Annotated in this window: 10 protein-coding genes; all 10 read right to left on the bottom strand. The window is 35.3% G+C overall.

The genetic code is table 11. The features are described from left to right. Positions 1 to 2 precede the first annotated feature (2 nt). The 10 genes from Q1A60_RS05945 to Q1A60_RS05990 all read right to left on the bottom strand — a co-directional run bounded on the left by Q1A60_RS05945 (position 3) and on the right by Q1A60_RS05990 (position 13,640). Complete coding sequence (locus tag Q1A60_RS05945; protein ID WP_299765140.1) at positions 3 to 839, bottom strand: universal stress protein; 837 nt, start codon at positions 837 to 839, stop codon at positions 3 to 5. A gap of 12 nt (positions 840 to 851) precedes the next feature. Continuing rightward, a complete protein-coding gene (locus Q1A60_RS05950) occupies positions 852 to 1,967 on the bottom strand; it encodes a BamA/TamA family outer membrane protein (protein ID WP_299765138.1) in 1,116 nt (371 codons plus the stop codon). Continuing rightward, positions 1,967 to 2,635 carry a DUF481 domain-containing protein gene (locus Q1A60_RS05955; RefSeq protein ID WP_299765136.1) on the bottom strand — a complete coding sequence of 223 codons (669 nt, stop codon included), beginning with the start codon at positions 2,633 to 2,635 and terminating at the stop codon, positions 1,967 to 1,969. Before Q1A60_RS05955 ends, Q1A60_RS05950 begins: the two co-directional genes overlap by 1 nt. A gap of 78 nt (positions 2,636 to 2,713) precedes the next feature. After that, complete coding sequence (locus tag Q1A60_RS05960; protein ID WP_299765134.1) at positions 2,714 to 3,730, bottom strand: trypsin-like peptidase domain-containing protein; 1,017 nt, start codon at positions 3,728 to 3,730, stop codon at positions 2,714 to 2,716. A 15-nt stretch (positions 3,731 to 3,745) separates the two neighbouring features. Next, positions 3,746 to 5,035, bottom strand: coding sequence for an acetyl-CoA hydrolase/transferase C-terminal domain-containing protein (locus Q1A60_RS05965; protein ID WP_299765427.1), 1,290 nt, complete (start codon positions 5,033 to 5,035; stop codon positions 3,746 to 3,748). Positions 5,036 to 5,042: 7 nt separating this feature from the next. Beyond that, a complete protein-coding gene (locus Q1A60_RS05970) occupies positions 5,043 to 6,881 on the bottom strand; it encodes an SLC13 family permease (RefSeq protein WP_299765132.1) in 1,839 nt (612 codons plus the stop codon). Positions 6,882 to 6,886: 5 nt separating this feature from the next. Beyond that, the gene (gene ccsA, locus Q1A60_RS05975) at positions 6,887 to 10,036 is read right to left on the bottom strand and encodes a cytochrome c biogenesis protein CcsA (protein ID WP_299765129.1); all 3,150 of its coding nucleotides are present in this window, start codon (positions 10,034 to 10,036) and stop codon (positions 6,887 to 6,889) included. A gap of 189 nt (positions 10,037 to 10,225) precedes the next feature. After that, a complete protein-coding gene (gene nrfA / locus Q1A60_RS05980; protein ID WP_299765127.1) occupies positions 10,226 to 11,749 on the bottom strand; it encodes an ammonia-forming cytochrome c nitrite reductase in 1,524 nt (507 codons plus the stop codon). Between the two features lie 10 nt (positions 11,750 to 11,759). Beyond that, positions 11,760 to 12,359, bottom strand: coding sequence for a cytochrome c nitrite reductase small subunit (gene nrfH / locus Q1A60_RS05985; protein ID WP_299765124.1), 600 nt, complete (start codon positions 12,357 to 12,359; stop codon positions 11,760 to 11,762). 3 nt (positions 12,360 to 12,362) lie between these two features. Continuing rightward, entirely contained in the window at positions 12,363 to 13,640 is a 1,278-nt protein-coding gene (locus Q1A60_RS05990) for an alginate export family protein (protein WP_299765122.1), read from the bottom strand. Between the last annotated feature and the right edge of the window lie 219 nt (positions 13,641 to 13,859).

Consider the following 13,859-nt stretch of genomic DNA (forward strand, 5'->3'; position numbering starts at 1 on the left):
TATTACTTTAATCTAAATGTGATTACAGGAATTGAAGCATGGTTTGCTAGTTTTTCACTGACACTATGATTAAAGAAATGATCAAGACCTTTTCTTCCTTCAGTAGCAATACTTATGGCATCTATCTTTAGTTGCTCACATGCATAGGTAACACCAGCTTCTACAGAGTATTCATTTATAATTTCTATAGAAAAATCAATAGTTTGTGCCTCTTTAGTAAGTGCTTTTTTGAAGTTTGTGATTTTCTCCTTTAATCCAGCGGTACTCATAAATTGATTAGGATAATTTACATAGACAGCCGTTATAGGGATATGTAGTTGTTTGAAAAACACAATAGCCTTTTGAAAAGCTTCTACGCTATATAAAGAGAAATCTGTAGCAAAAGCAACAGAGGAGAGTGTAAAGTTTTCTATTTTCTCTTTAATAACCATCACAGGAATCGTAGAGTGGCGTATTACTTTTTCTGTATTAGAGCCTATAAAAAGCTCTTTTATACCACTTGCTCCTTTAGAGCCCATAATGATAAGATCTATTGTTACATCCTTTATAAGTGTATGTAATTGTTCAAAGTCAATAGCTTTTGTAATCGTTGTATTGTATTCAAGATCTTTAAGGTATTCTTTGTCTACAAACGTTGAAAGTTCTTTTTGGGCTGCTTCCATTTTATAAATAACTTCTTGGGAAGTTTTATCTTCTTCTCGATCTAAAATGGCTCCCATAACCCCAATCATGTGTATAATGTGAAGTGTTGCATTTTGTTGTCTTGCTATATGGCTAGCCATTAACAAAGCATTTTCTGAAAAAACAGAAAAGTCTACGGGAATCAAAATATGTTTCATCTTATCTATTTATTAAAACGCTTCATTAACTCCAAAATAAATACCACTGTTACCATCTATCCCAGAACCTATATCAAAGCGTAAATACGTGTTTTGATCTTTAAATAATTTATAGCGAACACCTGCACCAAAACTAGGTTTAAAGGTATCTGCATTGAAAAATGTTTCAGGACGTTCTGCAACTTCTCCAATAAGACCAAAGGCAGCAGCAGTCCATCTAGGTTTAAATCTGTATCTGTACTCTGCTTGTACAACGTACATATGATTATCTATAAAACGCCCAAAGAAATAGCCTCTGGCACGTGTGCCTCCTCCATAGCTCGCTAATGCTTGAAAAGGAATATCTCCATAGTTACTTTCAGCATAAATTTGTGTAGCTAATGTGCTTTTATCATTTACGACACTATACGTTCTTAAATCTATTACATATTTATTAAATGCACTAGTAGCACCTATAAGCTCTGAAGAAAATTGTGCTTTGGCTTGTAAATACTGTCCTTTTGTAGGCGATCCTGTATTATCACGTGTATCCAAATTAAATATAGCGCCAAGTGCAGATACAACAGCGCGATCACTCCCAGGAACAGTTCCCGAAGCTAATATACCGCCTTCTTGTATTTCTGTAACCTGATGGTTCTTAAACGTATATTCAAATCCAAAATTCAAATCTGGCGGCAATCTTTTTAAAAATGCAAACCTAAGAGCATGTGTCGTTTGTTTATAAATTTCAAGATTAGTATCTAGTGTTTTAGGGCCAATACCCCAAAATTGATTAGGATAAATTTCTAATTGGTACGAAGCATCTATAAAATAGTTTCCTTTTCCTAAATAAATTTGAGGCTTCACCTCAAAAATAAGCTGTTCATTCAAGGTGTAAATTCCAGAAAATAAGATATTAGAAAGTCGTTCATTATAGGTATTTGTGTTTTTTAACAAAAAGATTTGACCACCACCACCAAATGCAAATTCTGTTTCTGGAGTATAAAAAGCAATAGGGATTCCTATAAATTTAATAGACTTATCACTCACTAAAGTATCTGTCCTAAATGCATTTTCTCTTGTGTTGCGTTCTTCTTGTGCCATCAGTACAAGAGGAAAGAGATATAGAAGTAAAAATATTTTTTTCATTAGAAAAAGAAGTCATCAAGTAAAACATTAAAACCAAAAGAGAATAGCGTGTCGCTTACAGTAATCGTGTCACTAATCGTGCCTGTAGTTGATACTGTATCTACTGTAATCCAAAAATTATTTACATTGAAAGCAAGATCAAAAGCAATTCTATCATTTATAACATAACTATATCCCACGCCTATGATGGCGCCAAAACCATTTCCTTCACTATTTATTTGAGTTGTTTGTGAAACTTGATTGATCGCAGCTTCATCCAAATAGCGGACGTAGCCAGGTGCTAATTGTATAAATAAAGCGCCTTTTTTATTATTTGATAAGTAATAATTGCCTAGCGGACCTACAAAAAGTGTTTCGGTAGCGCGTTCAACTATTCCAGAACTACTTGAGCGTTGTGCTTGTAAAGTACCCCCAAAAAGCAATCTATTTTTTATGAATTTTCCTGTCGTCAGGTTAAGCCCATATTGATTTGTAGTAGTACGCCCCTCAATCCCTGCAACTTCTGATGTGCTGGAACTTATAATACCATCAAGTCCCGTAAGCCATCTCCCTTTTTTAAAAGGAGTGTCTATAGAGTCTAGAAACTTTGTATCTGTATGCTGTGCTTTGATGCTTTCTATATTCAGTAGAAAAAGAAAACAAAAGCTGATTAAGAATGTTATTTTCAAAAGTCTTTTCTGATTTTAAAGTTAATTTTTAAAGATATTTAATTTATGTATACGCTTTCGCGAAAGCGTATATTAAAATCACCTTTTTAGTGTTATTATTTTTCCACGTCGTAAGATTTTGAATTCTAATGTATTATTTGGACCAATATCCTGTGCAACACTCCCTAGTTTTACAAGCCCTTCATCAGTAAAATTTATGGGGACATTATTAACGGCTAAAATGATATCACCGCCTGCAATAATCGTTAGTTTATTTATTGAAAGCTCTATAGTACCATCTCTTAATCCAATATCACGCAAAGGAGAATTACTCGTTAGTTTTTCTACTAATAAACCACTCTCTTGAGGAACGTTAAATAAAGCAGCAAGATCTCCAGATAAAGGAAGGGAATCCATACCATTCCACAACACTGTTTTTTGAGAAAGTAACTCTTTTGTGATGTTGGAAGAAGCAGCAAAACCTATGCCTTCAAATCCTCCAGATTGCGTTTTAATATGACTTACTACACCCACAACTTCTCCTTTTAGATTAAACATGGGACCTCCTGAATTTCCTTTGTTTATAGCTGCATCTGTTTGGATGAATTCTGAACGAGAAAATGGATTTTGCCCTTGTATATTTTTAAGTTTTCCACTCACATATCCAGAGGATAGCGAATGTTCTAATCCTAGTGGTGCGCCTACAACAAAGATCCGTTCTCCTATGTTAAGAGCGTCTGAATCTCCCCAAGGAACAGTTACAGGGTCAAATCTTGGAATGATTAATTTGATGAGTGCAATATCTGCTGTTTCGTGAACCGTAATGACCTTTGCAGGAGAGGATGTACCATCAGAAAAAGAAATTGTCACACGTTCTGCAAGATTTACGACATGTGCGGCGGTTACAATCTCTCTATCGGAAATCATAAAACCAGATCCAAGGCTTTTTCCAGAAATCTTCTGTAATTGTACCCCATCAGATACGCGATTACTTTGCTCTGTATAAATGGTGACTACCGCTGGGTTTACTTGTTTGTATATTTCAGAAAGGTCTTGCGCGCTTAACGATACTGAAAACAATAGACATATTATAGTTGTAAGAAAAAGGTTTTTCATTCTTAAAGGTAGTTATTATATTAATTTAAATCTCGTATGCATTTCACGGTCTAATGTTTCTTGATGTTCAGGATGTGCAATACCTACAAGTGCTTTGGCACGTTGTTTTAAACTTTTTCCAAATAAATCTACAATACCATATTCGGTAGCAACATAATGTACATGAGCTCGTGTGGTTGTGACTCCAGCTCCATGCTTTAAATAGGGGACTATTTTAGAATCTCCTCGTTTTGTAGTAGAAGGCATTGCTATAATTGCTTTGCCTCCTTTTGAAAGTGCTGCTCCTCGTATAAAGTCCATTTGTCCACCTACGCCAGAATATTGATACGAACCAATAGTGTCTGCACAGATTTGACCTGTAAAATCAATCTCTATAGCGCTGTTTATAGCTGTTACTTTAGGGTTTAATTTTATAATTGAAGTGTCATTTGTATGGGATGCTTCTTTAAAATGTACGACAGGGTTATCGTCTATATAATCGTATAGTTTTTGAGAACCTACAGCAAATGTGGTCAGGATTTTTCCGGGTTTTACTTTTTTGTCTTCCCCCGTAATGACACCATTTTCTATAAGAGGAAGTACTCCATCTGAAAACATTTCGGTATGAATACCTAATCGTTTATGATGTGTAAGATTATTCAATACAGCATTGGGAATATTCCCAATACCCATTTGTAATGTGGCTCCATCTTCGATCAAACCAGCGACATGTTTTCCAATTTGAGTTTCTATTTCTGAAGGCTTGGTTACTATAGATTGGTGTATAGGTGTATCCATTTCTACGGCATAATTTATCTCATTCATGTGAATAATACCATCGCCATGTGTTCTAGGTACTTGTTTATTGATCAAAGCGACAACTGTTTTTGCTTTTTCAATAGCAGGAATCGTAATATCTACCGAAACACCTAATGAGCAATATCCGTGTTTATCTGGCGGAGAGACCTGAATAAAAGCAACATCTAAGGGAAGTATGTCTCGTCTAAACAACCAATGAATCTCACTTAAAAAAATAGGAATATAATCCCCATTATTTGAATTAACCCCTTTCCGTACATTCCCACCTACAAAACAACTTGAAAGCCTAAAAGAGTCACTGTATGGATCTTCCATATATTTTGCTTCGCCATCAGTATGTATCTGGATAATTTCTACGTTATTTAATTCTTTATAGCGATCACATAGCGCATCTATTAAAGCATTTGGTGTCATGGCAGCACCTTGAAAAAATATGCGATTATCTGATCTTACAACGGACACAGCTTCTTGAAGGTCTACTATTTTCATAGGATACTTTTTTTGTATTATTTTTTTAAAAAGGCCATATAATGGGTACTAAAACAATGGATATACTAAAAAATAGTAGCAGTAATGGAGCGCCTACTTTTAAATAATCTATAAACTTATAATCGCCTGCTGCCATTACCATTGCATTTGTAGTGGTCCCTACAGGAGTTAAAAAAGCCGTTGAGGCACTTATAGCTACAACAATCATAAAAGGTTCTGGTGATACGTTTAAAGAAGTAGCCGCTATAATAGCTATAGGGGCCATCAATACTGCTGTTGCCGAATTATTTATGGCTTGACTAAATCCTGTAGTTAATAGGAAAATCCCACCTAGTAATGCTATAGGATGAATACTACCTAAACTAGAAACTAAACTATTAGCCGCAAGTTCGGCTACACCAGTTTTTTGTAATGCTAATCCCATAGGAATCATAGCTGCAATCATAATTACACTAATCCAACTAATACCTTTGTAGGCTTTAGCCATAGGAACACATCCTGTTAAGAGTATAACTCCCGCTGCGATCATAGCAGCAATAGCTCCAGGAACTATTTTAAATACGAGCAGTACAATCATCACTAATAACATGGTTAACGATATATATGATTTATACGTTAGTGTATCAACGTTTTTAGCCATACTTTCAGGACTACCTGAAATCACTAGGTTTTTATAAACATTTTTTAAAGCTTCAATACGCTCCCAAGTACCTCTAATAATAAATGCATCTCCAGCCTTTACTGCAACATTCGTATCAATGAGAGGTTTATTGTTTCTTGAAGCTGCTAGTAATTGGATACCCGCTTGTTCTAAATATAAACCCATAGGAATACTGTGTCCTAAAAATAAAGATTTAGGTGTGATAATCATTTCTGCCATACCTACTTCTTGATTGATAAACTCTTCTTTTAACTCATCATTGTCCTTTTTGAATGGGATAACAGCTAATTGGAATGCAATGATAAACTTATCTATTGCTTCAGTTTTCCCTTTTACAGTTATGATATCGTGATAACGTAATTCTGTGTCTGGGGTAGGAAATTCAACAAATGCTTTTATACCCTTTAAACGATTTGTTGATTTTCGCTTTAAGCGAATGACAGACACTTGATATTTTTCTTCAAAATTCCATGTACTCATTAGTGTATCTACTAGAGGAGACATAGAGCGGATACGTAGTCGATATATGTTTTTATCTATACTATAATTTTCAATCCATTGATGCATTTCAGAATCAATATTTATAGGTTGATTCTCAGTGGTATTTTTAGGTAATAATTTTGAGCCAATAAACCGAAAATATAAAATAGAAATTAGTAATAAGGGTACTCCTATAAGTGCAAATTCAAAGAAAGAAAATGCTTCAAACCCTTTCTCTACAAGAGCATTACTTGCAATGATGTTTGGAGGTGTTCCTGTAAGTGTTAGTAGTCCTCCTGTATTAGAACCAAAAGCAACAGGCATTAATACTTTTGAAGGCACTGTCCCTATATTCCAAGCGGCAGAAACAGTTACGGGTAATAATGTTGCTACTGTTCCTGTATTACTTACAAATCCTGACAACACTCCAGAGCCAAAAGTGACTAATACCAACAACTTAGGAATACTCTTTCCTGCCCATTGTACGAACTTTTGACCAGCTAAGGCAGTCCATCCTGTTTGTGACAAACCTTCGCCAACAATAAATAGAGAAGCAATCATGATTACTGTTGGATTACTAAAACCACTAAGGGTCTCTGGGAGATCTAAAATTCCAGTTAAAAATAAACTTAACATTGACATCAATGCAACAATATCTGGAGTGAATTTTCCCCAAATGAAAAGTATAATGGTAATCGCTAGAATGATTAATAAAACAGTCATAGTAATTACGTTTTTTTAGCTTCAAATACTTTATTTCTATAGTACGCTATTAATGATACTAGCACTACAATAGCAATTAACACATAAATAAATGTAGGAATTGGAATCGGATCTCCTGCAGCATAACTATGTAACCCTGATAAATAGTAATTTACGCCAAAGGATGTCATAATGATAGAGCCAAAAGCAAATACACTAACCATATTCAATATAAAATTACTTTTTAAAGCAGGTATCAAACGTAGATGTAGTACAATTGCATAAACGATAATACTTATTAGTGCCCAAGTTTCTTTAGGGTCCCATGCCCAATAACGTCCCCAAGACTCATTAGCCCAAATACCGCCTAAAAAGGTGCCTACTGCTAGTACAAATAAACCCATTGTCATGGCAATTTCATTAATATAGGTAAGCTCCTTAATCTTAATATTGATAACATCTTTGGTTTTATCTGTTCTTATGATGATAAGAAGCAATGCCATAAAACCTAATACAGCAGATAGTGCTAGTGGCGCATAACTACTTACAATAGTGGCAACGTGTACTTTTAGCCAAAACGATTTAAGTACAGGCATTAAATTTGTGATTTCAGGACTTAACCAGTCTAGGTAACTTACAAATAACAGCGCTCCAGTAAATAAGGTGGCAAGTGGTAACGCAAAGTCAGATTTTCTAAATGTAATCAAGCCACACAGTAGTAAAACCCATGCGACAAAAACAAGCATTTCATACCCATTACTCCAAGGTGCATGCTGCGCTACATACCAACGTAGGATAATATTTCCTGTAAAAAGCAAGAAACTGATAAGTGTTATGATGATGGTGAGATTCCATACAATGGTAACCCCTTTTGCTTGTTTGAATATTTTAATGATGGCTATTAATAGCAGCACAAATCCAAGTGTAAAGAATACTTGAAACAACCAGAAATTTAGATTGAGTTCGTTATACCATAGCTCTGCAGCAATGCGTTCTTCACTTGGGATAATTTCTTTACCCAAGACATCTTGAAACTTCTTAATATACGTTAGATCCTCAAAGGCTTTCTCATAATCCTTTTTAATTAAAGATGTAAAATATTGAGGAATAATTCCCTGAGCAAAGCGCCCGTCTTCTGGAGGGAAATCCTTGAAATCATGAGAATAGCTATGCCATTTATTGGTTGCATCAAGACTATTCGGAAATACTTTCAAGTAATTACCTGAAAACACATTGTATAAAATATTAAAACGTTCATCTACTTTAAGCACTTCTTTATCAAATTCAGAACGTTCAGCAGGTTTTTTCTTATTTACTTTTTCTACTTCTTCAGCGAGGAGATATACTTCGTCATCATCCAAGAAACTAGAGAAAGGGACAAGTCCGTTATCACTTACGGATAGCTCTTTAAAAAGCGCTCCACCTTTCTCTAAGTCGACTTTAATGACAGGAATGTCTTGCCAAATATTTGGATTTACATGCATTGATAGGAATGCTTGATTTGCATCCATTTCAATGGTTTCTCCATCTTGTATAAGTTTATAATATGGCTTTCGCGAAAGCTTTCTCAGAAACTCTGACGCTAGCGTATTTACTGGTTTTATACGTCCGTCGAGATCTTGAACCATCAAACGACCAAACAATTCGGCGTGATTTTTATCAATACGTTGTTGCTCTATGACTGCCTTTGTAATACCCGACCAAGGAGCCGTTTGTGCATTCGTATAAGAGGAAAAAGATAGACTCAAAAATGCAACAATTGCTGTTTTTGTTTTTAATTTCTTTAGTTTTTTATTGATGGTGGCATAGCGAGATTTCTTGCCAAATAATGTAAAAAACATTCCTAGCCCCATAAACAAATATCCAAGATAGGTGATAGCAGTACCAAGCACATCGTGATTTACAGCGAGGACCGTACCTTTCTCATCGGTATCATAACTAGCCTGATAAAACCTATAACCCCCATAATCGAGTACATTATTCATAAAGATGCGATAAGGCATTTCTACATGTTCAGTTTTGTCTAGAACAGTAACCTCACTGGCATATGCAGAGGGACTTGTAGATCCTGGATAACGCTCTAATTGGAAATCGTTTAAATGTACCTCAAAAGGAGTTTCTATAGCTTCAGCACCATACGAAAGGTTGATCTCTAAATTACCCATTTTTGCCGTGTGTTCACTAGGTAAGAAACCATCTCTGTATAACATCGTGATGGTTTCAGTAATATCACCTATAGTGACATCTACTTTGACAGCATCGTCCTTTATCTCATCGTTATCTTTAGGTTTATCGGCAAGACTTACTAGTTCTAATTCGCCTTTTGGGTAATAGATCATAGGCACAAAAGAAGCATCTCCATCACGATACAAAGTTCTAATCACAAGAGGATATACACTATCTTTTTTAATGGTACTTGCTGTTTGTGTTGCCATGACGAAGTTGCCTAGCTCACGAGGTGTTTTGATAAAGAGTTCACCATTATTCTCAGAAATAGTAATAATATCATCCCTATTTACGTCAAACCCTATTAGATGTTGATGTTCACCAATAGCTTCGATTTCACCTTTTTCTAGAAATACATTTTGACGGCCATTACCAGCGGTAACAACCATTTCGATCATAGGTTTTCCATTAGGGCTGTTTTCTTTTACTTGAGGAATGGCATCTGCAATAAAATCATTATGCGTGATGGTTACGGCAGTATTATTAATATCTGTAGTAATTGTAAAGTCATTATTACTAATAGGGGAGTATTCTATTTTTTTACGAACCGTACGTGTATTTGTTCCATCAGAGATTTTTGCTGTTAGATAATTTGCATCAGATATAATCACGTTAGAACTGGCACCTTCTCGTATACGCATAATTCCGCCGTATGAGCTGTATCTAGTAATTCCTGCGCCTAATAAAATGACAATAAATGCTAAGTGAAACATCAATAAAGGCCATTTTTCTTTACGCCATAAGCTGTATTTAAAAGTGTTTAAGAAAAATGAAATTCCTAACCCTACCATCACCATTTCAAACCACCATGCATCGTAAATAACTTTCCAAGCGGTGGCTGTACCATAATCATTCTCTACAAAAGTGGCGACAGCCATGGATGAGCCAAAAACGAATAAGAGCAAAACAGCAAGACTCGGAGAAGAAAGAAAACGGTATAGTTTATTCATAATTCAGTTTAAAATAAAAGATACCATCCTATATAAAAGACGGTATCTTAATGCTATGAAGTTACATATTCAATAGGTGAACCATGTAACCCAAGGGTATTATGTTTTTTATGCTTTCGCGAAAGCGTACTAAAAAAATAAAATACTGTCGCGAGATGATCAATGTAATGGTACTATATATAATTGTAATTATTTCTGTTCTGAAGAAGCAGAGGTTGCATTAATATCTGATGCCTTAGCATCTGGATATGTTGCTTCTCTGGCAGCAGCTTCTTCCAACCATTTTGGTAATAATGTTTCCTTAAACTCGGCTTTTTCAGCACGTAATTTTTCCATATCTAAACCAACATAGTGTTGTGCTTTTTCTTTGGTAGAAATATCTGGCATCTCAACCTCTTGGTTATATCCTAGTGTGGCTAGCATACGAGCTAACTTGACACGTGCTTCTTGAGCAATCACTAATCCACTAGCCAATACTCTTACGTTTTCTACTGGAGAATGGAAAGAGGCGCCATGCGAAGCAGCACCATAATCCCAACGCCATTGCGCATGACGAATATCTTGTAAGATAGGAGCCATTTGATCTTTGGTTGCGCCTAATTCCCAACATTTGCCTGCTTCTATGTGTGCTTTTACTAGCAATTCTTCTAGTTTTAATCGCGTTTGACTTGCTTTAGCTTGGCGTTCATATACATTTTGGACCAAATTACCTTCTTCTTCACGATGACATACCTGACACGCATTTTGCATATTATTTAGTGGAGATTGCAAATGATGATCTGTAAATTTCTGTCCGCCTTCACTTTTATAAGGCATATGGCAATCTGCACAGGAAACACCTCTTTGTGCATGAATACCCGTTACAAATGTTTCATATCCAGGATGCTGTGCTTTAAGCATAGGTGTTTTAGATATTTTATGTTCCCAATCTGCAAAGGCAATATCATCATAATACTTTTCCATATCCTCAACTGTCATTCCATTTTGCCAAGGAAATTTAAGGTAAGGGACTCCTTCTTTTCCAGGGATTTTCTTGTCAAAATAATATTCTACGTGACATTGAGCGCATACTAAGGAGCGCATTTCATTATGTGTTGCTTGATTAATATCTTTTCCCATGGCATCAAATGCTTCTACAAGAGCAGGGCGAGTGATACGTAATTTCATGCTGTTTGGGTCATGACAATCTGCACAGCCTATTGGGTTTACAATTTCAGCTCCTTTATCTGCCCATTTTCCTTCGTAAAACTCTGCAATGCCTATTTCGTTCATTAAACGAGGTACATCTGGACTTTTACACGTCCAACAAGTTGCAGGCATAGGACCGTCACCTTTTCCTTTTGGTCCTCCTGTTCTTAGTGTATTATGTATATCTTCAATAGCATAGCCATGACCACGGCCTTGATTATAATCTTTAGAGAACCCATAACCTGCAAATAAAACGACTAGATTGGGATCTTCTTCTAAAACATCTCTCATATGTGACCCTCCTTGAAAGGATGCAAAACTAGTGTCAAGTGTTTGTAAGGATGATTGATACTCTTTCGGATAGTTTAAACCCCAAACCTCATTTCTTGGTTCGTTTTCTGTAATACTTACCTGAGGAGTAAATGCATACTTTGCTTCACTCTTTCTATTGATAATACTAGAGGCAAGAAGACCTAATAAAAAGACAACGATAATTGTAACGATAAATAACACTTTGTTTTTCATAATGTTGTATTTAATTTTGGTCAATTTCTTTTTGAAGCCATTCTGGAACCACAGATGCTGCTTGATCTGTAGGAATAGGTGCTAGATTATATCTTATGGTAGAGATTCCTTGTTTTTTACCATGTGGAATTTCTATATGACAACTCCAACATTGCCTCCCCGTTCTATTTTCTTTATGATCGTCTAGCCAGCCTACATATTTAGTTTGTGTTACTTGCTGTACATGACAGCGTATACAGTTAGCTTGTACTACTTTTTGTGAAGCCTCCTTCATTTGTATTACATCAGGTTCAGCCCTCATAGTAAATACAGATGCATGATATAAGCCGTCTTTGGCTTTAAAATAATATTTATTTACGATGTTATCATGAGGAACATGACACGCATTACAGTTTGCGACCTCTCTATGTGAACTATGCATCCAACTGTTATAAACAGGTGTCATTACATGGCAATTTACACAGGTTTGGGGGTCATCACCAAGATAGGAAGTGATTTCAGACTCTTTAGCCATAAATAAACCTAGTCCAATAAGACAAGCTATAAAGAATACTGCAAGCGTACGCCATTGAGTTCCTTTCTTAGGTAATATGGTATATTTAAATTTCAATCCTTATTGTTTAAAATTTGTAAAGAGCGTAGGGTTTATTATAAGTCTTGCCCATGCCCAGTTATTCGTATTATCATTTGGTCTATTATCCCTAATTAAACTCATACTTTCTGAAGCAAAAAGATGTGAGTACCCGATGTTTAAAGTTACGTCTTTTATTAGTTTTTGAGTAAAAACTACGTCTATTTCTGTACCTAAATAGGTGTCAGCATTATTTAATAATTCAGCATTAGAAGAGAAATAGTGAATTTTAGTCAATAGACTAGACTTTTCAGAAGTTTTAAATACCGCTTTCGCGAAAATATCATTAAGACCAACGTTATTTGCATGATTACCTACAAAAAAATAATCCATATACCCATTGAATTTGTGATTGGTACCATAAAGAGGGAAAAAGGATTTGTTTCTTGAATCTCCCGCTTGATCTGTACCACTTAGCAATTCTAATCCTAGACCATATAAATGTTTAGTAGGTTTATATGTAGCTTCTAGCATTGCTTGATATGCGTTTAATTTAGTGTTGTTGTTATCTCTACCAAATTGATAATAGGCACTTCCTGAAATTTGTAGCGATTTTAGTGGAAACTTAAAGTATGTTCCCGTAGTCTGTCTGTAAAGAACACCATCGGGTGTTTCTTGTCCATCTACAATTTTAAAATCTTGAAAACCTGAATTTAAGAATAAGAAACTTGCTTGTATGTTATTCCATTCTTTATGGAGGTGAGCAAATTGCATTGTTTTATATGTAAATGCGTCTTGAAGAAAAAAGCCGTTTCCTTCGTTTGAAGGACGTTCTTGATTAAAAGCAAAGCCTATATCTGTCTTGAATGTTTCATTTTTGTATTTTATAAGAGCTACGTCATGAGAGCGTCCTTGCATTGCCCAGTCTAATCCACCTAAAATACGTTGATCGTCATAAGAGAGTACTTGTCTTCCTAATTTTGTAGACCACTTTGAATCAATTTGATACGCTACCCATGCTTGGAAAAGTGAAAAAGAATCATTACCATCTATAGGTGATATTTGTGGAGTATCTCCCCAAATACTGACATCTTGAACACTCACCATGAGTTGTAATTTTTCTAATCCGTAGCTAATATTGAGTCGTGTACGTTGTTGCACAAAAACGCCTGGTTCACCATTATCAGGAAAAAGATTTCCAAAACCATGGCGATATTCAAATCGAGGTCTAATATCTGCATCTATTGTTAGTTGTCCGTACGTTGATACTACTGAGAATAGTATACAGATTAATGTTAGGAGTAGTCGATGGTTAGTCATAACTATTTAGTTTCCTGCTTAGGAAACTAAAGTTAGTGAATATTCGAAACGTAACAAAACTTTATGAAAAGCTTTTTACTGAAAATACATTAGATAATTGTAATGAGTGAAAGAAATGAATGCTTTTTACACAAGGACTTACTATTTCAGTACGATTCATAGATGAATCTATCTATTTAGTAAACTAAAAAATATCATAAAAGTGTTTTAGGTATGTTT

The organism is uncultured Dokdonia sp., from assembly GCF_947492535.1.
Lineage (GTDB): Bacteria > Bacteroidota > Bacteroidia > Flavobacteriales > Flavobacteriaceae > Dokdonia.

What these genes read in the sequence shown, in the direction of transcription:
- nrfA (WP_299765127.1), bottom strand. Translation starts at nt 11,749, where the DNA reads ATGAAAAACAAAGTGTTATTTATCGTTACAATTATCGTTGTCTTTTTA.
- Q1A60_RS05960 (WP_299765134.1), bottom strand. Translation starts at nt 3,730, where the DNA reads ATGAAAAACCTTTTTCTTACAACTATAATATGTCTATTGTTTTCAGTA.
- Q1A60_RS05990 (WP_299765122.1), bottom strand. Translation starts at nt 13,640, where the DNA reads ATGACTAACCATCGACTACTCCTAACATTAATCTGTATACTATTCTCA.
- ccsA (WP_299765129.1), bottom strand. Translation starts at nt 10,036, where the DNA reads ATGAATAAACTATACCGTTTTCTTTCTTCTCCGAGTCTTGCTGTTTTG.
- Q1A60_RS05950 (WP_299765138.1), bottom strand. Translation starts at nt 1,967, where the DNA reads ATGAAAAAAATATTTTTACTTCTATATCTCTTTCCTCTTGTACTGATG.
- Q1A60_RS05945 (WP_299765140.1), bottom strand. Translation starts at nt 839, where the DNA reads ATGAAACATATTTTGATTCCCGTAGACTTTTCTGTTTTTTCAGAAAAT.
- Q1A60_RS05970 (WP_299765132.1), bottom strand. Translation starts at nt 6,881, where the DNA reads ATGACTGTTTTATTAATCATTCTAGCGATTACCATTATACTTTTCATT.